General features: G+C 52.2%; 21 protein-coding genes and 1 tRNA gene. 16 read left to right on the top strand and 6 right to left on the bottom strand.

Translation table 11 applies throughout. From position 1 onward, the window contains the following. Positions 1-21 precede the first annotated feature (21 nt). The 9 genes from serC (at position 22) to pyrF (ending at position 9,763) form a co-directional block, all read left to right on the top strand. Positions 22-1,107 (top strand): 3-phosphoserine/phosphohydroxythreonine transaminase, encoded by a 1,086-nt coding sequence (gene serC / locus AC2IBB_RS25290; protein WP_486329480.1) that lies wholly within the window; start codon positions 22-24, stop codon positions 1,105-1,107. A 3-nt stretch (positions 1,108-1,110) separates the two neighbouring features. Next, on the top strand, positions 1,111-2,208 hold the full coding sequence (gene pheA / locus AC2IBB_RS25285) for a prephenate dehydratase (RefSeq protein ID WP_486329479.1): 1,098 nt from the start codon (positions 1,111-1,113) through the stop codon (positions 2,206-2,208). A gap of 110 nt (positions 2,209-2,318) precedes the next feature. Further along, positions 2,319-4,535 (top strand): bifunctional prephenate dehydrogenase/3-phosphoshikimate 1-carboxyvinyltransferase, encoded by a 2,217-nt coding sequence (locus AC2IBB_RS25280; protein ID WP_486329478.1) that lies wholly within the window; start codon positions 2,319-2,321, stop codon positions 4,533-4,535. After that, a complete protein-coding gene (gene cmk / locus AC2IBB_RS25275; RefSeq protein WP_486329477.1) occupies positions 4,532-5,221 on the top strand; it encodes a (d)CMP kinase in 690 nt (229 codons plus the stop codon). The genes AC2IBB_RS25280 and cmk overlap by 4 nt, the downstream gene beginning before the upstream one ends. Before the next feature lie 135 nt (positions 5,222-5,356). Beyond that, the gene (gene rpsA / locus AC2IBB_RS25270; protein ID WP_486329476.1) at positions 5,357-7,036 is read left to right on the top strand and encodes a 30S ribosomal protein S1; all 1,680 of its coding nucleotides are present in this window, start codon (positions 5,357-5,359) and stop codon (positions 7,034-7,036) included. Between the two features lie 108 nt (positions 7,037-7,144). Beyond that, positions 7,145-7,441, top strand: coding sequence for an integration host factor subunit beta (locus AC2IBB_RS25265; protein ID WP_011398732.1), 297 nt, complete (start codon positions 7,145-7,147; stop codon positions 7,439-7,441). A gap of 110 nt (positions 7,442-7,551) precedes the next feature. Then, positions 7,552-7,836 carry a hypothetical protein gene (locus AC2IBB_RS25260; protein WP_486329475.1) on the top strand — a complete coding sequence of 95 codons (285 nt, stop codon included), beginning with the start codon at positions 7,552-7,554 and terminating at the stop codon, positions 7,834-7,836. Between the two features lie 6 nt (positions 7,837-7,842). Then, positions 7,843-9,003 (top strand): lipopolysaccharide assembly protein LapB, encoded by a 1,161-nt coding sequence (gene lapB, locus AC2IBB_RS25255; protein ID WP_486329474.1) that lies wholly within the window; start codon positions 7,843-7,845, stop codon positions 9,001-9,003. A 55-nt stretch (positions 9,004-9,058) separates the two neighbouring features. Continuing rightward, positions 9,059-9,763 carry an orotidine-5'-phosphate decarboxylase gene (gene pyrF / locus AC2IBB_RS25250; RefSeq protein WP_486333999.1) on the top strand — a complete coding sequence of 235 codons (705 nt, stop codon included), beginning with the start codon at positions 9,059-9,061 and terminating at the stop codon, positions 9,761-9,763. 96 nt (positions 9,764-9,859) lie between these two features. Here pyrF and AC2IBB_RS25245 read toward each other — a convergent pair. Next, positions 9,860-9,935 (bottom strand) — tRNA-Asn (locus tag AC2IBB_RS25245). 134 nt (positions 9,936-10,069) lie between these two features. Continuing rightward, positions 10,070-11,254 carry a pyridoxal phosphate-dependent aminotransferase gene (locus tag AC2IBB_RS25240; RefSeq protein WP_486329473.1) on the bottom strand — a complete coding sequence of 395 codons (1,185 nt, stop codon included), beginning with the start codon at positions 11,252-11,254 and terminating at the stop codon, positions 10,070-10,072. Positions 11,255-11,387: 133 nt separating this feature from the next. Between AC2IBB_RS25240 and uvrB the strand changes: the two genes are divergently transcribed. The 4 genes from uvrB (at position 11,388) to AC2IBB_RS25220 (ending at position 16,655) form a co-directional block, all read left to right on the top strand. After that, positions 11,388-13,400, top strand: coding sequence for an excinuclease ABC subunit UvrB (uvrB, locus tag AC2IBB_RS25235; protein WP_486329472.1), 2,013 nt, complete (start codon positions 11,388-11,390; stop codon positions 13,398-13,400). A 146-nt stretch (positions 13,401-13,546) separates the two neighbouring features. After that, positions 13,547-14,935, top strand: a complete 1,389-nt coding sequence (locus tag AC2IBB_RS25230) for a DNA recombination protein RmuC (protein ID WP_486329471.1) — start codon at positions 13,547-13,549, stop codon at positions 14,933-14,935. Then, on the top strand, positions 14,932-15,690 hold the full coding sequence (locus AC2IBB_RS25225; RefSeq protein WP_486329470.1) for a TSUP family transporter: 759 nt from the start codon (positions 14,932-14,934) through the stop codon (positions 15,688-15,690). The genes AC2IBB_RS25230 and AC2IBB_RS25225 overlap by 4 nt, the downstream gene beginning before the upstream one ends. A gap of 137 nt (positions 15,691-15,827) precedes the next feature. Next, positions 15,828-16,655, top strand: coding sequence for a DUF4126 family protein (locus AC2IBB_RS25220; protein ID WP_486329469.1), 828 nt, complete (start codon positions 15,828-15,830; stop codon positions 16,653-16,655). A 44-nt stretch (positions 16,656-16,699) separates the two neighbouring features. On the opposite strand, the gene AC2IBB_RS25215 is transcribed toward AC2IBB_RS25220, so the two are convergent. Beyond that, a complete protein-coding gene (locus AC2IBB_RS25215) occupies positions 16,700-17,851 on the bottom strand; it encodes a cation diffusion facilitator family transporter (RefSeq protein WP_486329468.1) in 1,152 nt (383 codons plus the stop codon). 181 nt (positions 17,852-18,032) lie between these two features. Here AC2IBB_RS25215 and AC2IBB_RS25210 point away from each other — a divergent pair, with 181 nt between their 5' ends. Further along, positions 18,033-18,302, top strand: a complete 270-nt coding sequence (locus tag AC2IBB_RS25210; protein WP_486329467.1) for a PilZ domain-containing protein — start codon at positions 18,033-18,035, stop codon at positions 18,300-18,302. Between the two features lie 621 nt (positions 18,303-18,923). Next, complete coding sequence (locus AC2IBB_RS25205; protein WP_486329466.1) at positions 18,924-19,949, top strand: quinone-dependent dihydroorotate dehydrogenase; 1,026 nt, start codon at positions 18,924-18,926, stop codon at positions 19,947-19,949. Positions 19,950-20,030: 81 nt separating this feature from the next. Here AC2IBB_RS25205 and rmf read toward each other — a convergent pair whose 3' ends face one another. Beyond that, on the bottom strand, positions 20,031-20,240 hold the full coding sequence (gene rmf, locus AC2IBB_RS25200) for a ribosome modulation factor (RefSeq protein WP_486329465.1): 210 nt from the start codon (positions 20,238-20,240) through the stop codon (positions 20,031-20,033). A gap of 297 nt (positions 20,241-20,537) precedes the next feature. Between rmf and rlmKL the strand changes: the two genes are divergently transcribed. Then, positions 20,538-22,691 carry a bifunctional 23S rRNA (guanine(2069)-N(7))-methyltransferase RlmK/23S rRNA (guanine(2445)-N(2))-methyltransferase RlmL gene (rlmKL, locus tag AC2IBB_RS25195; RefSeq protein WP_486329464.1) on the top strand — a complete coding sequence of 718 codons (2,154 nt, stop codon included), beginning with the start codon at positions 20,538-20,540 and terminating at the stop codon, positions 22,689-22,691. An 18-nt stretch (positions 22,692-22,709) separates the two neighbouring features. On the opposite strand, the gene AC2IBB_RS25190 is transcribed toward rlmKL, so the two are convergent. Then, positions 22,710-23,300: a porin family protein gene (locus tag AC2IBB_RS25190; protein ID WP_486329463.1), complete on the bottom strand. Its 591-nt coding sequence runs from the start codon at positions 23,298-23,300 to the stop codon at positions 22,710-22,712. 141 nt (positions 23,301-23,441) lie between these two features. Beyond that, entirely contained in the window at positions 23,442-24,011 is a 570-nt protein-coding gene (locus tag AC2IBB_RS25185) for a hypothetical protein (protein WP_486329462.1), read from the bottom strand. Positions 24,012-24,142 lie beyond the last annotated feature (131 nt).

Below are 24,142 nucleotides of genomic sequence, written 5' to 3'. Positions count from 1 at the left end.
AAATACCGGAGAGCGGCCTGTATGGCTGATAGAAAGTTCAATTTTTGCGCGGGTCCTTCCGCGCTGCCTACGGAAGTGTTGTTGCAGGCTCAGGCGGAACTGCTGGACTGGCGGGGCAAAGGCTTGTCGATTATGGAGATGAGCCATCGCAGTGACGATTTTGTCTCTGTGGCGGCTGAGGCGGAACGTGACTTTCGCGAACTGATGTCCGTGCCAGACAATTACAAAGTTCTCTTTGTGCAGGGTGGGGCTGCGACCCAGTTTGCGTCAGTGCCGCTTAATCTGCAGAAGCTTGGCGCTGAAGCGGATTATATCGACACAGGTATTTGGTCGAAGAAGGCGATTGCTGAAGCGGGGCGTTACCTTAAGGTGAATGTTGCTGCGTCAGCTAAAGATAATGGCTATTCCGGCATTCCTGCTCGCAGTGAGTGGCGTTTGAGTGAAAGTGCAGGTTATGTGCACTACACGCCGAATGAAACGATTGGCGGCGTTGAGTTTCTCGATATTCCTGATGTGGGTGATAAACCTTTGGTGGCGGACATGTCTTCCACCATATTGTCCCGTCCTGTAGATATCAGTCGCTTCGGGGTGATATACGCCGGCGCGCAAAAGAATATTGGGCCTGCTGGCCTGACGCTGGTTATCGTGCGGGAAGACTTGCTGGGGTATGCTTCCGACAGTCTGCCCACTATGCTGAACTATAAAGTGGCTAGTGAAAATGACTCCATGGTCAATACACCGCCTACTTTTTCCTGGTACTTGGCTGGCTTGGTATTCAAGTGGCTAAAAGGAAAAGGCGGAGTGCAGGCTATGGAAGCGATTAACTGCCGCAAAGCTGACAAGCTTTATTCATACATAGACGATAGCGAGTTTTACGCGAACCCGATAGATCTGTCTTGTCGCTCCTGGATGAATGTGCCTTTTACGCTGAAAGACTGCAGCCTGGATCAGAAGTTTCTGCAAGAGGCGGAAGAGGCTGGTCTGCTTAATTTGCAAGGGCATCGTTCTGTTGGAGGGATGCGCGCCAGTTTATATAACGCATTGCCGGAAGAGGCGGTGGAAGCGCTGATTGGTTTTATGCAAGATTTCGCCGGGAGGAACACCTGATTCATGACCTCTGAGCAGACTGAACTCGCCAAGCTGCGCGAACGCATAGACCAGATTGACCGTCAATTGCTGGCGTTGATCTGTGAGAGGGCTAAGTGCGCACAAGGTGTCGCGGAAGTGAAAATGCGCGGCAATACAGGGCAAGATGTCGTATTTTACCGTCCAGAGCGGGAAGCTCAGGTTTTGCGAAAAATCATGGACGATAACCCTGGGCCGTTGAGTGATGAGGAAGTGGCCAGGCTGTTTCGGGAGGTTATGTCTGCATGTCTTGCCTTGGAAGCGCCGTTGCATGTCGCGTTTTTGGGGCCGGAAGGCGCCTTCACTCATGCGGCTGCGCTCAAACACTTTGGGCACTCTGGCGTTTGTCTTCCTCATTACGCTATTGATGAAGTCTTTCGTGAGGTGGAGGCAGGGTCTGCCCATTACGGTGTGGTCCCAGTGGAAACCTCAAATGAAGGTGTGATCAGTCACACTCTGGATGTGTTTGTTAATTCGCCTTTGCTAATCTGCGGTGAAGTGGAAGTGCGTACTCACCACTTCTTGATCGCCCCAGAGCAAGTGGATGCTGCTGATATCAAGGTTGTTTATTCTCTGGCGCAGTCATTTTCTTTGTGTCGACAATGGCTGGACGAGAAATGGCCGGGAGTGGAGCGTATTGCGGTTCCCAGTCACGCGGACGCTGTAAAAAGGGCGTCTGAACGTCAGGATGCGGCGGCGGTGGCTGGTGAGCACTGCGCCAGACTCTATGGTATGAAAGTGCTGGCTAAAAATATCGAAGATCATCCTGATCAGATCGCCAGGTATTTGATTATTGGTAAAAATTCGGCTCCGCCAAGTGGGGATGACAAAACATCTCTGATGGTTACCATTCGCGATGAGCCGGGCGCTCTGTACAAGATGCTGGGCGTGTTTCATCGTCAAAATCTGAGCCTGACAAGAATTGATTCGCGTCCCGCCCTCAGTGGCGCGCGTCGCTATCACTTCTTTGTGGACTTTATCGGTCATAAAGACCTGCCAGAGGTTGGTGCGGCGATTCAGGAGTTATCCCGGGATGCTCTTGACGTGCGATGTCTGGGGGCGTATCCCAAAGGCGTGCTTTAGGCGCGCCGTCAGCTGGCCTCAGTAGGTTGGCTTTTTTGATACCTTGGCCCTTAAGGGTGTTTCAATTTATTTTTTATACGGACATGGCTGCCAAGCGCGCCTGATTAACAATGTTGCAATCCCGAGTTAAATGTTTGGCTGTTGTCGGACTGGGTCTGATCGGTGGTTCGTTCGCCAAAGCCGTGAAAGAGCGCAGTTTGGCGGACAAAGTAATTGGTTATGATCGGCGTGATGCTGAGGCGGCGTTAGCTGTACGTTTAGGCGTGGTTGATGAGTCTGCTCCGGACCTTGTCACACTCGCTTCTCGGGCGGATGTCATTGTTTTGGCGGTGCCGGTGGGGGCGGTTGCTCCAGTGCTGGAGGAAATGAAGCCTGCTCTGCGGAGTGATCACGTCCTTACCGATGTAGGGAGTGTTAAAGGCGAAATAGAAAAAGCCTTTGTATCTGTATTTGGTGAAATGCCTGTGAATGCTGTGCTGGGGCACCCTATCGCCGGCTCTGAAAAGAGTGGCGTTCAGGCTGCCAACAGTGCTTTGTTTGAGAATCATAAAACCATATTGACGCCGGTTCCGGTGACGGACTCTCATGCGCTGGGAGTGGTGGCGGCTTTGTGGCGCGGCATGGGGGCGGAAGTACTCTTCATGTCGGTGGCTCACCATGATGAGGTGTTGGCTGCAACCAGCCACTTGCCTCACTTGATCGCTTTTTCGCTGGTCGATACGCTGGCGGGGGCGGATGATAATAAAGAAATATTTCGCTATGCGGCGGGCGGCTTCAGGGATTTCACCCGAATTGCCGCCAGCGATCCGGTGATGTGGCGGGACGTTTACCTGACTAACCGGGATGCAGTGCTGAAAGTGTTGGATGCGTTTGACGCGGATTTAAAAAAGCTGCGTAGCGCTATTGCTGATGGGGACGGACAAACGTTACTTGGTGTGTTCACCCGGGCCCGGGCGGCCCGTGAACATTTCACAAAAATGCTTGAAGGAAAGGCTTACAAGACTGATATGGCTAACAATGTGACCTACGTTGCCGGGAAAGGCGGTCCGGTGTGCGGCGATATTCGCGTGCCCGGGGATAAATCTATGTCCCATCGCTCCATCATGTTGGGTTCGCTGGCGGAAGGCGTTACGGAAATTGAAGGTTTTCTTGAGGGGGAGGACGCTCTGGCCACCCTGCAAGCATTCCGGGATATGGGTGTCGTCATTGAGGGGCCGGATCGCGGTTCAGTAAGAATAAATGGCGTGGGCATGCATGGCCTGAAACAACCGCCAGGGCCTCTGTATTTGGGTAACTCCGGAACTTCCATGCGTTTGCTTGCTGGTTTGTTGAGTGGTCAGTCGTTCGATGTTGAACTGACAGGCGATGAGTCCTTGTCCAAGCGGCCTATGGAACGGGTTGCAAAGCCGCTGCGGGAAATGGGTGCGGAGATCTCCACATCTGAGGGCGGGCGCCCCCCTGTCAAAATTAAAGGCGGCTCCAAGCTTCATGGAATTCATTATGACATGCCTGTCGCCAGCGCCCAGGTTAAGTCCAGTCTGGTCCTCGCAGGTCTTTATGCTGATGGTGAAACCTCTGTGACGGAGCCTGCGCCTACCCGGGATCACAGCGAGCGAATGCTGCGTGGTTTTGGTTATCCTGTGGATGTGAATGACTCCAAGGTGACGATTGAGGGCGGCCATAGACTGAACGCTACCAAAATCGATGTCCCTTCGGATATCTCTTCCGCTGCGTTTTTCCTAGTTGCAGCGAGCATTACTCCCGGCTCGGATCTGACCTTGCGCCATGTCGGCGTCAATCCGACTCGTGTTGGCGTTATTAGTATTCTTAAGTTGATGGGCGCCGACATTGAGTTGTCCAACCATAAAGAAGTGGGCGGTGAGCCGGTGGCCGATATTCGTGTGCGCTACGCTCCTTTGAAAGGGATCCGTATTCCAGAGGATCAAGTGCCTCTGGCGATTGATGAGTTTCCTGTTCTATTTATCGCTGCTGTGTGCGCTGAAGGTGAAACTGTGTTGAGTGGCGCAGAAGAATTGCGGGTCAAAGAAAGCGATCGTATTCAAACCATGGCGGATGGTCTGGCTGCGTTAGGCGTCAGTAGTGAAGTGAAGGAAGATGGTATTGTATTGCGCAGCTCTGAAATTGGCGGCGGCACTGTGAATAGCCATGGCGATCATCGTATAGCCATGGCCTTTGCTGTAGCGTCTTTAAGGGCTACCGGCGCAATCGTCATTAAAGATTGCGCCAACGTCGCCACGTCATTCCCCGGCTTCACTACTTTGGCGAATGAGGTTGGCTTTAATCTTCGGACTGAGGAGACGGCATGAAGGTGAGTCCCAGCATTCCTGTTATCACTCTTGATGGTCCCTCCGGTTCAGGCAAGGGAACTATCGCGCAGCTTACAGCACGGGCGTTGGGATGGAATATTTTGGACTCCGGCGCATTGTATCGCCTCTCTGCTTTGAGCGCTGAGCGCCAGGGCGTTGATTTAGGCGATGAAAGCGTTGTAGCGAAAGTTGCTGAAACCTTGGATGTGCGTTTTGAGGCGGGAGTTCCCGGCCAACCGGTGTCTGTTATTTTAATGGGCGACGATGTGACTCAGGAAATTAGAACGGAAACCTGTGGGGCCATGGCTTCTCGGGTGGCTGCCTATCCTTTGGTGCGCGCCGCTTTGTTGCAGCGGCAGCGGGATTTTCAATCCGCTCCAGGGTTGGTGGCGGATGGGCGCGACATGGGAACGGTCGTGTTTCCTGACGCTCCATGTAAGATATTTATGACCGCAAGCGCCGAAGTGAGGGCGCGGCGAAGATATGATCAGTTGATGCAGCAAGGCGAGAGTGTTAAAATTTCGCACCTTTTAAATGAGATAAAGGAACGCGATGAGCGTGACATGAATCGGTCAAACGCTCCTCTGCGACCTGCGGATGACGCCGTAGTCCTTGATACGTCAGACTTTTCGGTGGATGAGGTGTTGGAGAAAGTACTCCAGATCTGGTCTTCCCGTCAATCCTGAGTGTCCATCACTACGGTAAATTAATTAACCGGTGATCTTTTTTCGGGAGTATGCCAGTAATGCCCGGATTAAGATTTTAATCGAACAGACCGTGCTTGCTGGCCGCGCGGATGAAAATGTTCAACAGGAAACACAATGAGCGAGAGCTTTGCTGAGCTTTTTGAAGAAAGTTTAAAACAAATTGATATGAAACCCGGCTCTATCGTTAAGGGCGTAGTGGTTGATATCGATGAAGACTGGGTTACTGTAAACGCAGGCCTTAAGTCCGAGGGTGTAATCCCTGTAGCACAGTTCCTGAACGAGAAAGGGGAACTGAATCTGCAAGTCGGCGACGAAGTTGAGGTTGCTCTCGACGCAGTTGAAGACGGCTTTGGCGAAACCCGCCTGTCTCGCGAAAAAGCGAAGCGTGCGGAAGCCTGGAAAGATCTTGAAAAAGCTTTCGAAGCAAACGAAGTTGTTAACGGCGTTATCAACGGCAAGGTCAAAGGTGGTTTCACTGTTGAACTGGGCGGCATCCGCGCATTCCTTCCTGGTTCCTTAGTAGACGTGCGTCCTATTCGTGACACTGCGCATCTGGAAGGAAAGGATCTCGAATTCAAAGTTATCAAGTTGGATCAAAAGCGTAACAACGTAGTTGTTTCACGCCGTGCGGTTCTGGAAGCGGAAAACAGCGCTGAGCGTGACGCTCTGCTGCAAACTCTGCAGGAAGGTATGGAAGTCAAAGGTATCGTTAAGAACCTGACTGACTACGGCGCATTCGTTGATCTGGGTGGTGTTGACGGCCTGTTGCACATCACTGACATGGCTTGGAAACGTATCAAGCATCCTAGCGAAATCGTTAACGTTGGCGACGAAATCACCGTTAAGGTGTTGAAGTTCGATCGTGAGCGTAACCGCGTATCTCTGGGTCTGAAGCAGCTGGGCGAAGATCCATGGGTTGCTATCAAAGAGCGTTACCCAGAGAACACCCGCGTTACTGCGCGCGTTACTAATCTGACTGACTACGGCTGCTTTGCTGAGTTGGAAGAGGGCGTTGAAGGTCTGGTTCACGTTTCAGAAATGGATTGGACCAACAAGAATATTCATCCATCCAAGGTTGTTCAACTGGGCGACGAGCTGGAAGTGATGGTTCTGGATATCGACGAAGAGCGTCGTCGTATCTCTCTGGGTATCAAGCAGTGTCATGCTAACCCATGGGAAGAGTTCTCCGGCAACTATAACAAGGGCGACCGCATCTCCGGTAAGATCAAGTCTATTACCGACTTTGGTATCTTCCTTGGTTTGGAAGGCGGCATTGATGGTCTGGTTCACCTGTCCGATATTTCCTGGAACGAGCCAGGCGAAGAAGCTGTTCGCAAATACAAGAAAGGCGACGACTTGGAGACCGTGATCCTGTCTATCGATCCTGAGCGTGAGCGTATCTCTCTGGGTATCAAGCAACTGGAAAGCGATCCGTTTGCTGAATTCACTCAGTTGAACGAAAAAGGCTCTATCGTTACCGGTACTGTTAAGTCTGTTGATGCTAAGGCAGCTGTCATTGCTCTGAATGATGACGTTGAGGCGACTTTGAAGGCGTCTGAAATCAGTCGCGATAAAGTTGAAGATGCTCGCAACGTGCTGAAAGAAGGCGACGAAGTTGAAGCGAAAATCATCAGCGTTGACCGTAAAAACCGCGTAATCAACCTTTCCATCAAGTCCAAGGATATTGATGAAGAGAAGCAGGCGATTCGTGATGTTAAAGAGAAGCAAACTGAAGCTCAAGGTCCGACCACTATCGGTGATCTGATCAAAGAGCAATTGCAACAGCAGCAGTAATTTCTCTTAGATAAATTCTCTAAAAAAACGGGCTATATGCCCGTTTTTTTTGTGTTTTTTTAAATCTTTAACTACACTTCTGACGAAGGCTACGATAAGGAAGCTTCTATGACCAAATCAGAGTTAGTCGAGATTATTGCGCAAAAACAACCACAACTTTCGATAAAAGACGTTGAGCTCGCGGTTAAAACGATCATAGAGTACATGTCACAATCTCTGTCCCAGGGGCAGCGTATAGAAATACGGGGATTCGGCAGTTTCAGTCTCCACTATCGCGCTCCACGGGTAGGGCGAAATCCCAAAACAGGTGAGACTGTCCATCTTCCTGCGAAGTATGTGCCGCACTTCAAGCCTGGTAAGGAATTGAGAGATGAGGTTAACGCAAGTCTCAAAGCCGGATATTGATAGCCGGCGTCAAACCGCTAATTAATTGTAAGTGCACGTTTTTCTATGCCTGACATCAAATCCAGGTATGGTAAGATAGTGCACCCAATTAGACCGGTTCGGGTGCGCTAATGTCCAAGCTAAAAAAGATCTTTTTGCTATGCCTTATCTTCCTGATGGTGGTTGTTGGTGTAGTGTTTGTATTGCTTAACAATTCCAAGCTAGAGCTAGATCTCTTGTTCTACCATACGGGGCCGGTGAATGTTTCCATTCTGATTGGTTTGGCGTTTGCTGTAGGTTTTCTATTGGGGATGTCGGTAACTAGCTTGACTGTTCTTAAGTTGAAGATTTTCGGTAAAAGAGGGCGCGATAGCGCCACAAAGTCACCTACGCAGGTTGTCGCCAGCAAATCATAAGGGCTTATGGAATACCTTGGCCAATTGTTGTTAATTGCCGTCGCAATAGGCATCGGTTGGCTGATCTGTTTTATTCAGGGGCGAGTTGGTCAGACTGCCAAGGCCATCAAGCGGGGCGGAGCCTATCCAAAGTCCCTGCAATATCTTTTTGAAGCTTATGATGCGCCGACTCTGGATTCCTTTGTTCAGGAGTTGGAGATAAATCAGCATACGGTTCAGCTTCACCTCTCAATCGCCAACTTCTTTCGTCGCAAGGGCGAAATTGAAAAAGCGACGGCGATACATCAAAACCTTCTTTCACACCCTGACGCTAGAATCAAACATGGAGAGCAGCTTACCTATGAGCTGGCGCAGGACTATATGTTTGTAGGTTTGTATGACAGGGCGGAATCTCTTTTTATTGAGTTGGCGGCGTCCCGGCAGTGGCGGAAACAGAGCACAGAGTGCCTTCTCGAGATCTATGAGCATGAAAAGGAGTGGGGGGTTGCGCGTGAGCGCGCTTTGACGCTGGACGTTAAGCGAGATCGTGAGGTGCAGGTGCGGCTTGCTCAGTACTGTTGTGAGATGGCTGAGCGCAGTATGCGACGTAAAGAGTATTCAGAGGCGACGCGGCATCTTCGAGAGGCGCTGGTGTACGACAAGCTTTGCGCTCGTGCGAGTATTCAGATAGCTCAAGTGTGCGTCGCTACAGAGCAATACTCAGAGGCCCTGGCGGAGCTGAAGCGCATAGAGCAGCAGAATCCGGTGTTTCTCTCGGAGGTGGTTGGGCTGGTGAGGGAAATATGCGAAAAGCTCAACGAGCGGGAGCGGCTCTTGAAGATACTTCAACGTATGTGGGAGCTTCAGCCGTCCGCGAAGATCATGATTGCGCTTTCCGCTGCATTGAATGAAAACGAGAATACACAGGAGTCTATAGAGTTTCTTTTGCGGCAGCTGGATGCTCACCCTACTCTAGGAGGGGTGGAGGCTTTATTGGTATTGCTGACTCCTTATGCGGACCCTGAGCCTAAACGATGGATTATGATTGTGAAAGGGGTGTTGGAGGCGTTGTTGGAGAAGAATCATTCCTATATTTGTGAAAGCTGCGGCTTTTCTGGGCGACGCCTGCATTGGCAGTGCCCTAGTTGCAAAAAATGGGGGGTGGTGAAGCCGTTGCCCTGGGTTTAGGAGAGGGGCGGCGGTCAGGTGGTAATGATAACAGGTGGTGTGAGTGAAAGGTGAAATGATAGTGAGCGGACCGAGAGTCGTTGTGGCTTTGGACTTTTCTGATAAGAATCAGCTTAGTGAGTTTGTTGCAAGGCTTGATCCGAGCTTGTGCCGGCTAAAGGTGGGGAAGGAGTTATTTACAACATTTGGTCCCGCAATCGTTGAGCAGCTGCAGGCGCGCGGCTTTGAAGTATTTCTGGATCTCAAGTTTCATGATATTCCGAATACGACGGCGCAAGCGGTGAAGGCGGCTGCGGGACTGGGAGTGTGGATGGTGAATGTGCACGCCTCCGGTGGAAGGAAGATGATGGAGGCTTGCCGTGATGTGTTGGAGAATAGGGCGGATGCTCCTTTGCTGATCGCGGTCACCATGCTCACTAGCTTGAGTAATGAGGAAATATCCGAGATTGGTTTTCCTTGCTCTGCTCCTGATATGGTGAGTAGGTTGGCGGCCTTGGCGCAAGATTGTGGTATGGATGGGGTGGTTTGTTCTGCTCAGGAGGCGCCGTTGCTTCGTGGCGCGCACGGCGAAAACTTTTGCTTGGTGACGCCGGGTATCAGGCCTGCGTCGGCTGCTGCGGACGATCAAACGCGTATTGTCGCGCCATCTCAGGCAATAGTGGGTGGTAGTTCCTACTTGGTGGTGGGAAGGCCTGTCACTCGAGCGCCAGATCCTTTGCAGGCTCTGCAAAAAATCGTCAAGGAAATTGAGTCGGTCTGACGATGGCGGTTTGTACGAGGGTGGGCAAGAAGTGCGTTAAGTTGCTGGAAAATTCAGGCAATAAAAAAGGCTGGTAAAACCAGCCTTTTTTAAATTTGGCTCCCCGAGCTGGACTCGAACCAGCGACCCAATGATTAACAGTCATTTGCTCTACCAACTGAGCTATCAGGGAATGAAATCGTTAGAGGCGCGTATAATAATGACCTTTAAATTAAAGGTCAACATCTCTTTTATCGCTTTTTGAGGCGTATTTTTAGTAAATAAAAAAGCCCGCGGAGCGGGCTTTGAGTGATTGCATTTAAATGTTTACTGTACGGCTTTGGCTATGCGCTCCATGGCTTGTTCCAGATTTTGCATGCTGGTTGCGAAAGAAATGCGTAGATGACCGGGGGCGCCGAAAGCGGAGCCCGGCACTAACGCTACGCCAGCCTCTGTCAGCAGATATTCTGCAAGGTCCACGTCATTGTAAATGTTGTTCATGCGTTCAATGACACCCTGAAAGCCTGGGAAGGCGTAGAAAGTGCCGTCTACGGGCAGGCAGGTTACGCCGGGCATGTCATTAAAAGCTTTGACGACAAAATCGTGGCGCTTCTTGAACTCTTTCACCATTTCTCCAATGCATTCCTGCGGGCCGTTCAACGCGGCGGCGGCGGCGGCTTGGGAGATGGAGCAAGGGTTGGAGGTGCTCTGCGACTGAATTTTTTTCATGGCGGCGATCGCCTTGGCGGGGCCCGCTGCGTAACCGATGCGCCAGCCTGTCATGGAGTAAGCCTTGGAAACGCCATTCAGCACAAAAGTGCGATCATACAGATCCGGGCAAACACTCAAAATATTGACGAAGTCCTCGCCAGTCCACAGCGTATGCTCGTACATATCGTCAGTCGCGACCATCACGGAAGGATGTTTACGAAGCACTTCGCCCAAAGCGGACAGCTCTTCTTTGCTGTAGGCCATGCCGGTTGGGTTGGAGGGGCTGTTGAGTACAACCAGTCTGGTTTTGTTGGTGATCGTTGCGTCCAACTGCTCAGCGGTGATTTTGAACCGCGTCGCTTCGCTGGTCTCAATGATTACCGGTTTGCCGTCCGCGACAATAACCATGTCGGGGTAAGACACCCAGTAAGGTGCGGGGATAATGACTTCGTCACCTTCATCTAATAGCGCCAGAGCGAGATTAAAAAAGCTTTGCTTGCCCCCGCTGGAGACCAGTATCTGGTTGGCTTCGTAATTCAGATTATTATCGCGTTGGAATTTGCTGATAATCGCGTTCTTTAATGCAGGGGTTCCGTCGACTGCGGTATATTTGGTTTGGCCCGCGTTAATCGCGGCGATAGCTGCGTCCTTGATGTGCTGAGGGGTGTCAAAATCAGGTTCTCCGGCGCCTAAACCAATAATATCTTTCCCGGCGGCTTTGAGTTCCGCCGCGCGGTTGGTGACAGCCAGAGTGGGAGAGGGTTTGATTGCTTGAACACGGCGTGAGAGATCGATTTCCAACGGAGTAATTCCTCGATTTTGGTGGTTAAGCTTGGTAAGTTGGCCAATGGCTTGAATAAAGGCGAACGGCGCGCCCAATCAACGGCCAAACGGTATAATTCTACAATGTCGTCGATTCATACGTAAGTGAGTAATGCAAAAGTTTCAGCTTAAAGCGAATTATCAGCCGGCGGGCGATCAGCCCGGCGCCATCGCCGGATTAGTAGATGGACTGCGCGACGGTCTGCTGCACCAGACATTGCTGGGGGTTACCGGCTCAGGGAAAACGTTCACCATGGCCAATGTCATTGCGGAAATGCAGCGACCCGCTATGGTGATGGCTCACAACAAAACCCTGGCGGCGCAGTTGTATGGGGAGTTCAAAGAGTTTTTTCCCGACAACGCAGTGGAATACTTTGTCTCCTATTATGATTATTACCAGCCGGAAGCTTACGTGCCGTCTTCCGACACCTATATCGAAAAAGACTCTTCCATTAACGATCACATTGAGCAGATGCGTTTGTCAGCAACTAAAGCGCTGATGGAGCGTAAAGATGTGGTGATCGTCGCCACTGTCTCTGCGATCTATGGTTTGGGTGATCCGCAGTCCTACAAAAAGATGATGATGCACCTGGACCGGGGCGATAAAGTTGATCAACGATCTTTGTTGCGCCGGCTGGCGGAATTGCAGTACACCCGCAACGACCTGGAACTGCACCGGGCTAACTACCGGGTGAGAGGTGACGTCATTGATGTATTTCCTGCGGAATCAGAAGCGGATGCGTTGCGGATTGAGTTGTTTGACGACGAAATCGAGTCGCTGTCCTGGTTTGACCCCTTAACCGGGGAAGTGTACCGGCGGGTGCCGAGGGCGACTATCTACCCTAAAACCCACTATGCTACGCCGCGTCAGGTCATACTGGATGCGACGGATCAAATAAAGACGGAACTGCAGGAGCGACTGCAGCAGTTTCGCGGCTCCAGCAAACTGTTGGAGGCGCAACGGCTGGAAGAGCGCACCAAATATGATCTGGAGATGATGTTCGAGCTGGGATACTGTAACGGCATTGAGAACTATTCTCGGTATTTGTCCGGTCGCCAGGCGGGAGAGCCGCCGCCAACTTTGTTTGACTATCTGCCTTCCGACGCTCTGCTGTTCATAGATGAGTCCCATGTGACCATTCCGCAGATCGGCGCCATGTATCGGGGGGACCGTTCCCGTAAGGAAACGTTGGTGTCCTATGGATTCCGGCTACCCTCTGCGTTGGATAATCGCCCTTTACGCTTTGACGAGTGGGAGCGCCTGGCTCCGCAAATGGTTTTTGTCTCGGCGACGCCCGGTAACTATGAAGCCGATCATCAAGGGCAAGTGGTGGAGCAGGTGGTGCGTCCTACCGGCTTGGTTGACCCGGAAATAGAAGTATTGCCGGCATCCACTCAGGTTGATGATCTGTTAGGGCAGATTCACGACCGCGTGTCCCGCGACGAGCGTGTGCTGGTGACCACACTGACGAAAAGAATGGCGGAAGATTTAACGGACTTCCTATTGGACAAAGGCATCAGGGTGCGTTACCTGCACTCTGATGTGGAAACTGTAGAGCGGGTGGAGATTATTCGCGATTTGCGCCTTGGGGAGTTTGATGTGCTGGTGGGCATCAACTTGCTGCGTGAAGGTTTGGACATGCCGGAGGTTTCCCTGGTCGCTATTTTGGACGCGGATAAAGAAGGCTTCCTGCGTTCAGATCGCTCGCTGATTCAGACTATCGGCCGGGCGGCGCGGAACGTGCGCGGCAAAGCGATCTTATATGCGGATAAAATCACTGGCTCCATGCAAAGAGCGATGGATGAAACCGAGCGTAGACGTAACAAGCAGATCAGTTTTAACGAAGAGCATGGCGTCGTTCCCCGCGGCTTGGATAAAAAAGTCGCGGATATCATGGAAGGAGCGCGGGTTCCTGGCTCTAAAAAAGGCGCTTCGCAGCGCAGAGTGGCGGAAACTGCGTCTTCCTATAATGTAGAGACAGAAGCAAGAACGCCGCAAGATTACGCGAAAATGCTGCAGAAGCTGGAAACAGCCATGTACGAGGCAGCACGTAATCTGGAGTTTGAGAAAGCCGCGCAGTTGCGGGATCAACTCAAAGAACTGAAAGAAAAAGGCCTGCAATAAAAGAAGAAGTAATGGCGTTATTACAATTATATTGGCCCTACCTAATGGCGGGGGGGATAGGGCTTGCTCTCGCGCTTCTGGCTCTGTTGGGGCTAGTGAGGCAACGCCGGCGGCGAAGAGAGCTTGAGCTGAGCAATGCTCAAATAATGGAAAAACTTTTGGCTCGTGAAGACGAAGTGGCGCGTCTTCAGAATGCGTGTGCGGAAAAAACGCAGCGCTGTGAGTCCCTGCAGCGGGAAGTTGGTTTGCTACAACAAAGTAACGCTGCGGTGAAAGCGCGGATGGAGTCTATCCATGAGCGTTATGTCAGCGCGGAGGCGGCGACCAGAGACAAAGAGGCTGATTTGTCTGAGTTAACGCAGGCGCTTAGCGCCGCTCAGAGTGAGCTGGCGTCCTTGAAAACCGCCGCAGCGAAGGAACAGTTGCATCATCAGGAGAAGCTGAAGTTGTTGGAAGCGTCGCGTGAGGCGCTGACGCAGGAATTTCAGCTTTTGGCGAATCGCATCTTCGAAAGTAGCACACAGAAACTGTCCGAGTTCAGCCAGAACAATCTGAAGACCATTCTCGATCCCTTGAATACACAGTTGAATGACTTCCGTAAGAAAGTGGAAGACGTGTACGACAAGGAGGCGCAGCAGCGTTTCTCGTTGTCTGCGGAAATCAAGAAGCTGCAAACTTTGAATGAGCGCATCAGTGATGACGCCATCAAGTTGACCAATGCGCTGAAAGGTGACAATAAAGCGGCAGGATCATGGGGGGAAGTGATTCTGGAGCGAATCCTGGAGCGTTCAGGGCTGGTGAAAGGGAGGGAGTACGAGGTGCAGAGCGCTCAAAGGAACGAGGCCGGGCGTCGTATTCAACCAGATGTGATTATTCGTCTTCCGGAAAACAAAAATGTCGTCGTCGACTCAAAAGTCAGTCTGGTGGCTTATGAGCAGTACCATAACGCAGCGGACGACAGCGCCCGAATTGACTATCTGAAACAGCACGTGCTGTCTGTGCGACAGCATATAAAAGGATTGAGCGGTAAGCGTTATCAAGACGCGTTAGGTCTGAATTCATTGGATTTTGTGCTGTTGTTTATCCCAATCGAAGGGGCCTTTGCGGCAGCGGTCCAGGGGGATCAAAGCCTGTTCAATGAAGCCTTTCAGCAGAACGTTGTGATCGTCTCTCCTTCGACGCTTCTCGCTACTTTGCGCACCATTCACAATATCTGGCGCTATGAGCATCAGTCGCAAAATGCGCAGGAAATTGCGCGGCAGGCGGGTTTTCTGTACGACAAGTTCGTCAACTTCGTACAGGATCTGGAAGAGATTGGTCAGCGCCTGCAGCAGACGCAAGGCGCCTATGATACCGCTATGGGGCGCCTGGCCACGGGGCGAGGCAACTTGATTACCCGGGTGGAAAAGCTCAAGCAGCTGGGGGCTCGCGCTGGTAAACAGTTGAGTGAATCTACGCTGCAACGGGCGCAAATGTCGGAGGAGGGCGACTCGCGAACAGCATCTCTCTCCATTGGCGACAGCGCTGGTTTATGACGGAATGGTTTGCGGGCCTTTCCTGGCTCGAAGTCGCAACGCTGTTAGGGGGCAGTTTTCTGGGCTCGATGTTGACCGCCGCGCTTGGTGTAGGCGGCGGCGCTTTTCTTATCGCAGTGATGGCGGATATTGTGCCGCCGTTAGCATTGATTCCTTTGCATGGCATTGTACAAATGGGGTCCAACGCCAGTCGTGCGACCCTCACTCGTAAGCATATTCAGCTGCGTACGGTTGCCTTCTTTTTAAGCGGGGCGCTTGTGGCTGCGTTTGCTGCGGTCTGGCTATTGGGGCGCGTCGACCCCGCCTGGATTCCCCCTCTGGTGGCGCTATTCATTATCTGGTTGTGTTGGGGCCCCATCCCTGAGCTGGGGCTGGGTAAAACTGGCGCAGGCTTATTTAGCGGAGGCCTGTTGACGACGCTTGCTACTATGATCGTTGGGGCCACCGGGCCTTTGGTGTCCGCCTGGCTTGGACGTAGCGGCGTTGATCGGTGGACCTATACTGCCAACTTTTCAAGCTGTATGACGGTGCAACACTTGTTGAAAATTTTGGTATTCGGCTTGGCGGGCTTCGTTTTCACTCCTTGGGCGCTATTGCTTGGATTAATGGTGCTGGCGGGATTCCTGGGGACGAAAGCTGGCCTGAAGATTCTTGGTAAATTGCCAGAAGCGCGTTTTAAGTCGTTGTTTAAGTGGGTACTGACTTTGTTGGCGCTGCGTTTGCTGTGGATATGGTGGAAAGGATTCTCCGCCTGACAGACTGGAACTTGAAGGCGAATTCAGCCAGTGTTCAGTTAAGAAAGGATGTAATGGCGTTAGTTATGAAAATTCCGCCTGTTGGCAGTCATGCGGCAGGGGGATGTGAATAAACCCATAGTGGTTGAGGTGGTTTAATGGAAACCTATGAGAGTTTGGTCTCCACAATTGCATTAATGATGGGCGTTTCCTGGGCTAGTGGCGTGAACCTGTACGCTGCGGTGCTAATGCTGGGGCTTGGTGGCGCTACCGGACATATTGATTTGCCGCCAGGCTTGCAGACCCTGCAAGATCCGTTGGTGATCGCTGCGGCTGGATTCATGTACTGCGTGGAGTTCTTCGCGGACAAAACCCCTGGCGTGGACAGTGGTTGGGACGCGCTGCATACCTTTATTCGTATTCCTGCCGGCGCTGTGCTGGCGGCGGGCGCAGTGGGTGAAATTTCACCGGCGTTGCAGATCGCGGCTGGATTGGTCGGCGCTTCAATGGCGGCGACGTCTCACGCTACGAAGGCCGGAACGCGCCTGGCGATTAATACTTCTCCTGAGCCGTTCACCAATTGGGCGGCCTCGATTGGCGAAGACGTCATGGTTTTGGCTGGTTTGTGGGCGGCGCTGAATCACCCCTTTATTTTCCTGGTGCTACTGGGGCTGTTTATTGTGTTGGCGATCTGGTTGCTGCCGAAATTATGGCGATTCCTGAAACTGGTGCTGCGCAAGATTGGCGGTTTTCTGGGGCTGGTGGATAAGGAGAAGGAGCCTTCTCCTTCTGTAGGGAGTTTTCAGTTTAACGCCTTTTCCGCTGCTTCCGGTCCTTCTCCAGCCAGCGATGCTGACTTTACGGCGCCCAACCCCGCGATTGAGGATAATCTCAGTCGGATTAAAAAGCTGAAGGAGTTGTTGGACGCTGGGGCTCTTACGCAAGAAGAGTTTGAGGCGGAGAAAAAGCGCATACTGGGGCCTTAACAAGGGGGGGCTGGAAGGGGGAGACCTGTTGCTTGCCGCTGGCCCTAGGGCTCTTCCCGCCAGACTTTGATATCGCCGAGCCAGGGCAAGTCTGCAGTGCGCTGGCGCATGCTCTCTGTTATTCCGGGTGGAAGACTGCCGTTGGTTCCAGTGATCATTACCTCTACATGCACTTTGCCGTTGATGTAGTGCAGAATCAGTCTTTTTATGGTGTCTTTCGGCGCCAGATCGCGCCAGCGCTGCAGTAGAGTTTCCGTCACGTCATGACGTAATGGCAGGAGCGGAGAGCCTGCGCGTTTTTTTCCATCCGTATCGTTCTCCGTGTCAATGTGGTAGGTGATGTCGCTGATATGTTCGAATTGCTCTCTGATCTTCCTGGCGACATGTACCCCAATATAATGTCCTTCGGATACGCTCAGTGCTGCGTCCACCTGTAAGTGCAGGTCAATGACTACTTCCGGTCCAACATAGCGACCGCGTAAGTCATGAACTCCACGCACGCCCTCTACAGACAATGCAACCTCTTTCAATGAACGGACCTGCTCTTCCGGTAGGGCCGTTTCCACCAGTTCTTTGACGCTTTTTCCCGCCAGCTCAATGCCGATTTTGCCAATTAGGATAGCCACAATGATCGCCGCAACAGCATCAAGCCATGGGAATCCAGCGATCACGCCGAGTAAAGCGATGAGGACGACAATAGAAGAAAGAGCATCGCTGCGTGAGTGCCAAGCATTGGCGATGATCAAGTCTGAGCGTAGCTTCTTGCCAACGTCCAGGGTATAGCGATATATCCATTCTTTACCGGCGATAGATAAACCCGCCACCAGTAACGCGGGCCAGCCTGGTGTAATGTGATCGCCTTTCTCGAGGAGGCGCAGAACACTGTCGTAAGCCATGGCTCCGGCGACGGCGATGAGCATGGAGCCCAGCACGACCGTACCCAGCGTTTCGAATTTTCCGTGGCCGTAAGGGTGCTCTTGATCTGGCTTCTGGTGGGAATAGCGGGTGATGATGATCACCAGAATATCCGTTCCGGCGTCAGTAAACGAATGAATGCCGTCAGCGACTAAAGCGTGAGATTGGGCAAGGACGCCGACAATAATCTTTAGCAGCCCAAGAGTAATGTCCAAAATCATCCCGATCAGTGTTACGCGATGGGCTGCGCGGGTCTTTTCGGCAGGAGTGGAGTATGTCATGCTGCTGTTTTACAAAGCTTTATCGAGAGAGCGATGAAGAATTGTAGCATGTTCCGACTATCCTGCGGAGGAGATGGACGCTGCGTGGGATCAGGCTAAGGATAATAGTTGAACCAGGGGCTTTAAATTTTTTATACTGGTCAAAAAATAACCATAATAAATAGCGGAAAAGGTGCACATTATGAGTTCCCCCACAGAAAGGCGTCGTTTTGAACGACTACCCGCGTCGATGAGCGTTCTGCTTGATCACCCTGTGACAGGGCTCCACGAGTTGAAAACAGTCGATCTTTCCGAAGGTGGCGTGTTGGTGACCGGCGATTTTGTCGGCGACGCCCGGGTCGGAGACTTGGTTTCACTGAAAGTCGTTGGCTTGTTGCAGGAGCGCAGTCCGACAGTGCCGTTGAAAGTAGTACGTTGCGGCGTAAACGAAATGGCTCTGAACTTTATCTGATATCCGCCATTGCGATTATCGATTAAACCTAGATTTCAATAAATTCAGACCGAGAAAAGAAAGGGAGCGACAGCTCCCTTTCTTTTTGTCGCCAAGGGTGTGGATAACTCAAGTTGTGCTGTAAATGAATAACTTACCTGCAAATCAGCTGAAAAGTTGGCGGGGGTGTTCCCGTGTCGCGCTTATCCTAAGCGGCGAATTTGAGGTATTTATACTTTTTGTCGCGGTGGAAAAAGAGACGCCACTCTCGAATCTGCGAGGGCGGGGTTATTAAGTGGTTGAAATTTAAGCGCAAAAAATAACTGGTTAAAATTTAATCAATTTGCTGGGGAGGCTGTATTTTCGTGGGGTCTGAGATTTTTCCCTACCGATATTAACAAAGTTATCCACAGATTTAGTGGATAAATTACAGTTCTGTCACAGATATCCCCAACATGTAGTTAGAGGTGGTCAAAATTAGTGCAAAACGCAATGTGAAGTTGCATTTCGCAGTGAGTGGGTGCGGATATGGGAGCCGCCGGTAATGGGAAATAAACCTTTTAATGCGATTCTGGTTGGTTATAATACCGCGCCTGAAGTTCACCCCTCTTTTAAACTGTTCTACAGCAGTGGAATAGCCTTATGTCATATAAGTTAGCCCGACAGTTTCTGTTTCGCCTTCCGGCGGAAGCCTCCCATAACATTTCCCTGAAAATGCTTAAAATGGCCGATAACGCCGGCGTGTTGGGAATGTTTATGCCGTCTATGTTCTCACGTCCGGTGGAGTTGATGGGAATAACCTTCCCTAATGCGGTCGGTCTGGCGGCGGGGCTGGATAAAAATGGCGATTACATAGATGGCCTGAGTAAACTGGGTTTCGGCTTTATCGAAGTTGGTACAGTGACTCCGAAGCCTCAGGACGGCAACCCACTGCCGCGCCTTTTTCGCCTGGAGGAACGCAACGCGATTATCAACCGCATGGGATTCAACAATTACGGCGTTGATTACATGGCGGAGCGTTTGCGCAAGAAGAAATATGATGGGGTGATTGGCGTCAACGTCGGAAAGAACAAAGACACTCCCGCTGAGGAAGCCGCTTCGGACTATATCACCTGCATCAATAAGGTGTATCCCTACGCTTCCTATATCACGATCAACATCTCTTCGCCCAATACGCCTGGATTGCGCGCACTCCAGTTCGGCGACTCCTTGCGCAGCATGCTGCAGGAAATCAAGGACTGTCAGGAGCGTTTGAATCAACAGCACGGGCGCTATGTGCCGTTTGTTGTGAAAATCGCGCCAGACATGTCTGACGACGAGGTGCATATGGTCGCGCGCACTCTGCTGGACTACAACATGGATGGCGCTATCGCCACGAATACCACCTTGTCGCGTGAGGGTGTCGAGAGTCTGGTTCACGGAAAAGAACAGGGCGGCTTAAGCGGCGCACCGCTGACCAAACGCTCCACCCATGTGGTGAAAGAACTGTGCGCGGCGCTGGAAGGTCGTATTCCTGTCATTGCGTCCGGCGGCGTAATGAGCGGCCAGGATGCTGCGGATAAAGTGCGGGCGGGCGCGAGTCTGGTGCAGGTATACAGTGGTCTGATTTATCGAGGGCCGGTATTAGTGCGGGAAGCGGCTGAGGCGATTGGCGGCCTGGATAGTTGAATTCGCCAATGAAAAGGCCCGCGTTGCGGGCCTAAATGGGGTTGGGTGAACCCCTCCTTTACGAATGAGTGTTTAGGTGAATCAGGATGCTACGCCAGGGCTTCTGTGTATCCCGGATACGCCGGTGTAACCATCCCAATGGTCCGCTCGGCCGTCGCGCCAGCCGTTAATCCACTCTTGACGCATATGGGGATTGGCGGCGGGACATAAATCTTTTGACCGGCCGCTTACGCCGGCACGGTAACCCTTGAGGTACGCTCTTTCGAACATATCGCGCTTCTGTCTTCTCATTCTTTAATGACCTCACCAATTTCTGGGTTAGACAGGAATTCAAACAGATTAACAGTTGAATCGGAATTTGGACTAGAAAGCATCTCCTTATCGTCTGATCTTGTGCGAGAGGATATATATCAAATTAATAGCGCTACACTTTCAAGTTAAGCCAAATTTAATTTCGATGTACACAAATTATTTCATCTATGTGACGGTTTTTTTATAGTTTTGTGGAATTAAATCCGGTTAAGCGCTTGATCGCCCTAGGACCGTCTTTAATCCTTGATATGCAACGATTTGTAACGGCGTAGGAATATGAATGAATTTTCACTGTTTGCGAGCTGTCCCAAAGGGCTGGAGTATGTGCTCGCTGACGAACTGAAGGCATTGGGTGCGGAAGTGCTCAAAACCAACCCCGCGGGGGTTGAGGCGAAGGCGGATCTTGCAGGGGTGTACCGGGTTTGCCTGGGGTCGAGACTGGCTAACCGGGTATTGCGACTATTGCAGTCTACCCGCACCGCCACCCGGGACGGTTTGTATCAGGCTGCATCCGATGTGAACTGGAGTGAGCACCTGCGTCCCGGGGAAAGCTACTGGATTGCCGCCTTTGGCTCCAGCGGGGATATCCGGCACTCGCGTTTTGGCGCCCAAGTGGTCAAAGACGCCATCAACGACCATTTCCGCGCCCGTGACCTGGCGTTGCCGGTTATCGACAAGCGCTCCGGCGTGCAGACAGTGCAGTTGAATCTGGCGAAAACCATTACATTGGGCCTGGATTTGGCGGGTAGAAGTCTGCACCAGCGTGGATATCGGCAAGAGGGCGCGGCGGCCCCATTAAAGGAGAACCTGGCGGCGGCGATACTTTATCGCGCAGGTTGGCCTGAGATATGTGGAGAAGATGGCTGTTTCGTCGATCCCATGTGCGGCTCCGGCACTCTGGTGGTGGAGGCGGCGATGATTGCGATGAATATCGCGCCGGGGCTGCTGAACCCGCACTTCCTGTTTGAAAAAGCGCCCTGGCATGATCCCGTAGTCTGGAGTGGCGTTTATGAAGAGGCGATGGAGAAAGCGGTGCTTGGCAAGCGACGCTGGCGCGGCGCCATATATGGCTGTGACCTGAATCCCACCGCGATCCGTACCGCCAAGCGTAACTTGTCTCGCGCCGGGCTTGATCGCTGGGTGAAACTGGAAACCGCAAGCGCGATGGAGTTTACCCCGGAAACAGAAGGGTGCGGTCAGCGTCTGCTGGTGTGTAACCCTCCCTATGGCGAGCGTTTGGGGCAGGAGCTGGAACTGCGGTCGCTGTACCGGGCGTTGGGGCGCAGACTGAAAACCGCCTATGGCGAATGGAAGGCGGGAATCTTCACTTCCAGCGTCAACCTGGCGAAAGAAATCGGGTTGCGGGCGGACAAGCAGTACCATCTCTATAACGGCCCCTTGGCCACGACCCTCTATTTGTTCGACGTGTACGGTAACAGACCGGAGGCGGAAGCGCCGCGCAGGCCGCAGAACGCCTCTCTGGAGGGCATTTCTGAGCAGGCGCAGATGTTTCGTAATCGTCTGACCAAGAACTTTGCGAAGTGGAGCAAGTGGGCGAAGAAACAGCAGCTTAGCGCGTACCGTATCTATGATGCGGATATGCCGGAGTACGCTGTCGCCATCGACTGGTATGACAGCGGGATTATTGTTCAGGAGTATGCGCCGCCCAAGTCGGTGGATGAAGAAAAGGCGCGACAGCGTCTGCTGGATGTTCTGGAAGTAACGCCGGCGGTGCTGGGGATTGATGGCGCCGGGTTGTTTCTCAAGCAGCGCAAGAAGCAAAAAGGCATGCTTCAGTATGAGAAAACAGACTCCAGTCGCAAAGAGCGTACGGTCGAAGAGCATGGTTGCCGCTTTTGGGTGAATTTATCTGACTACCTGGACTCCGGTCTATTCCTTGATCACCGTCCGACTCGGTACTGGATTCAACGACATAGCTCAGGCAAGCGTTTTCTGAACCTGTTCTGTTATACGGGGGCTGCTTCCGTTCATGCGGCGGCGGGCGGAGCCGCAGCCACGACCAGTGTGGATATGTCACAAACTTACCTGGCCTGGGCAGAGCGCAACTTTCAGCTCAATAAATTGAATGGCTCTCATCGCTTTGTGCGCGCCAACGTTCTGGAATGGCTGAAAACAGAGAAAAATACTTACGATTTGATTTTTCTCGACCCGCCCACATTCTCCAACTCCAAAAAAATGGAGGATGTGCTGGATATTCAGCGAGATCACGCCGGGTTGATTGAGGACTGTATGCGTTTGCTGGCGCCGGGAGGCGTATTGATCTTTTCCTGCAACTACCGACGCTTCAAGCTGGACTCAAGCATCGAGCAGCGTTTTGTGGTGGAGAATCATACCTCCGCCAGTATTCCTGAAGACTTCAAGCGCAACGAACGGATTCACCAGTGTTGGCATATACGCCATAACGCTTGAGTGAGTGAAGCGCCGGGGCTAGAACTCGTATTTCAGGCCGGCGCTAAGTTGCATGGTGCGGATCGCTGTCTCTGTATCGCGGTGAATGCGCCCGAACTCCAGTACGCCCCAGAGATCGCCGGTGACTTTGATTTCAGTCCCCAGCGCATAGCTAACGCTGAAACTGCTGTCAGTAAGATCTTCGGGGACGCTTTGGTGGGCGTCTGGATCGTCTTTAGAGACCTTGCCGATCATATGGGAGAAGCCGAACAGGGCGTATACGGACAGGTAGTCAGTGGCGGGATAGGTCGCTCCCATATACCAGCTGGCGAAATAGTCCATGCCGATATCCAGTCCCGGTTTGGCTTCCGTCTCATCCAGCCCCATTCCAGCGCGAAACTCGGTTTTGACGTAGTCGGTAAGGTAGGTCCCGTAGCTTAGCGTGACGCCTGTCGCGCTGGCGCTATTGCTGCCGGCGACCCGTTTGAAATCGAACTGGGTGGCGCTTAATCCTATATAAGACTTGCCTTCTTTTGCTCCCTCCGCGCGGCTGCCGGGGCTGGCCAGCAATACCGCCAATGCGATGAGAACGGTTGCGATCGAACGCGGATGACGGATGAGGCGCTTCATTATTTCCTGCTTTCCATGAGTTGTTATTATCGGTGCGATTTGCGGCCAGGGTGAGGGCGCAATAGTTCGGAATTGTGACGGAAGCGGTCAGCGCAGTCACGGAAAAGCGTCACAAATCAATTTGCGACCCATGGGCAGGGGTTACAGGGTGGCGATGTCCTGCATTTTCGTTTGAATGACCCGGCGCAGCTCGCTTTTTTCGTAATCGCTGGCGCGATGGATCAATGGCAGGCGCAAGCGGTGCAGGTGCAGGCAGGGGATTTGGTCCTGAAAGGGCTTTAGGTCCCCTTTGACCAGGATGGGCAGGAAGGGATCGGTGTCGGTTCGCATTTTATTAAGCACTTCCAGCGCTTTGCGCATAGCGATCGGCTTTGCCGGCGCTTCCGGGTCTTTGGGTTGTATCAGCATAAACATCCCTTTCTGCTTGATCAGTTCGCCTGGGATGATGTGAAACCCGGTGCGGGTGACGGCCTCCTCCTCAATATGATTGAAGGTGTCGTGGAAAGCGTAAGGGTCGGGCAATATCACCAGATTACGGTTATAGTCTTCAGGGAAGTGCATGCTGTAATTGGTGTAGATTTGCCGCACGGAGCCAGAGAAAACGCAAAGTTTGTTCTCAAATTTCAGGACGAAGTCCTGAGCCCTGCTGCGGTCGGCGAGCAGGTCCAGGTCCCAGATCAGGTCTGAGTTCGTGTTGTTCGATATTTCCATGTGAGCGCGTTTAACTGGCTGGTGCGTCTGATTAAAGCGTGTAGACACTGGAAGTTATCTGCAGTCCAGTAAAAACTTAGCAGTGAAGTGAGTAAGCAACAAGCCACAAAGGTTTTCAGAAAGGTAATATA

Source organism: Hahella sp. NS-SX17 (genome assembly GCF_057367735.1).
This window is presented reverse-complemented; position numbering and strand designations above follow the sequence as displayed.

Excerpts from the sequence above, each read along its gene's own strand:
- serC (WP_486329480.1), top strand. The coding sequence starts at position 22 with ATGGCTGATAGAAAGTTCAATTTTTGCGCGGGTCCTTCCGCGCTGCCT.
- pheA (WP_486329479.1), top strand. The coding sequence starts at position 1,111 with ATGACCTCTGAGCAGACTGAACTCGCCAAGCTGCGCGAACGCATAGAC.
- AC2IBB_RS25280 (WP_486329478.1), top strand. The coding sequence starts at position 2,319 with ATGTTGCAATCCCGAGTTAAATGTTTGGCTGTTGTCGGACTGGGTCTG.
- cmk (WP_486329477.1), top strand. The coding sequence starts at position 4,532 with ATGAAGGTGAGTCCCAGCATTCCTGTTATCACTCTTGATGGTCCCTCC.
- rpsA (WP_486329476.1), top strand. The coding sequence starts at position 5,357 with ATGAGCGAGAGCTTTGCTGAGCTTTTTGAAGAAAGTTTAAAACAAATT.
- AC2IBB_RS25265 (WP_011398732.1), top strand. The coding sequence starts at position 7,145 with ATGACCAAATCAGAGTTAGTCGAGATTATTGCGCAAAAACAACCACAA.
- AC2IBB_RS25260 (WP_486329475.1), top strand. The coding sequence starts at position 7,552 with ATGTCCAAGCTAAAAAAGATCTTTTTGCTATGCCTTATCTTCCTGATG.
- lapB (WP_486329474.1), top strand. The coding sequence starts at position 7,843 with ATGGAATACCTTGGCCAATTGTTGTTAATTGCCGTCGCAATAGGCATC.
- pyrF (WP_486333999.1), top strand. The coding sequence starts at position 9,059 with ATGATAGTGAGCGGACCGAGAGTCGTTGTGGCTTTGGACTTTTCTGAT.
- uvrB (WP_486329472.1), top strand. The coding sequence starts at position 11,388 with ATGCAAAAGTTTCAGCTTAAAGCGAATTATCAGCCGGCGGGCGATCAG.
- AC2IBB_RS25230 (WP_486329471.1), top strand. The coding sequence starts at position 13,547 with ATGGAAAAACTTTTGGCTCGTGAAGACGAAGTGGCGCGTCTTCAGAAT.
- AC2IBB_RS25225 (WP_486329470.1), top strand. The coding sequence starts at position 14,932 with ATGACGGAATGGTTTGCGGGCCTTTCCTGGCTCGAAGTCGCAACGCTG.
- AC2IBB_RS25220 (WP_486329469.1), top strand. The coding sequence starts at position 15,828 with ATGGAAACCTATGAGAGTTTGGTCTCCACAATTGCATTAATGATGGGC.
- AC2IBB_RS25215 (WP_486329468.1), bottom strand. The coding sequence starts at position 17,851 with ATGACATACTCCACTCCTGCCGAAAAGACCCGCGCAGCCCATCGCGTA.
- AC2IBB_RS25210 (WP_486329467.1), top strand. The coding sequence starts at position 18,033 with ATGAGTTCCCCCACAGAAAGGCGTCGTTTTGAACGACTACCCGCGTCG.
- AC2IBB_RS25205 (WP_486329466.1), top strand. The coding sequence starts at position 18,924 with ATGTCATATAAGTTAGCCCGACAGTTTCTGTTTCGCCTTCCGGCGGAA.
- rmf (WP_486329465.1), bottom strand. The coding sequence starts at position 20,240 with ATGAGAAGACAGAAGCGCGATATGTTCGAAAGAGCGTACCTCAAGGGT.
- rlmKL (WP_486329464.1), top strand. The coding sequence starts at position 20,538 with ATGAATGAATTTTCACTGTTTGCGAGCTGTCCCAAAGGGCTGGAGTAT.
- AC2IBB_RS25190 (WP_486329463.1), bottom strand. The coding sequence starts at position 23,300 with ATGAAGCGCCTCATCCGTCATCCGCGTTCGATCGCAACCGTTCTCATC.
- AC2IBB_RS25185 (WP_486329462.1), bottom strand. The coding sequence starts at position 24,011 with ATGGAAATATCGAACAACACGAACTCAGACCTGATCTGGGACCTGGAC.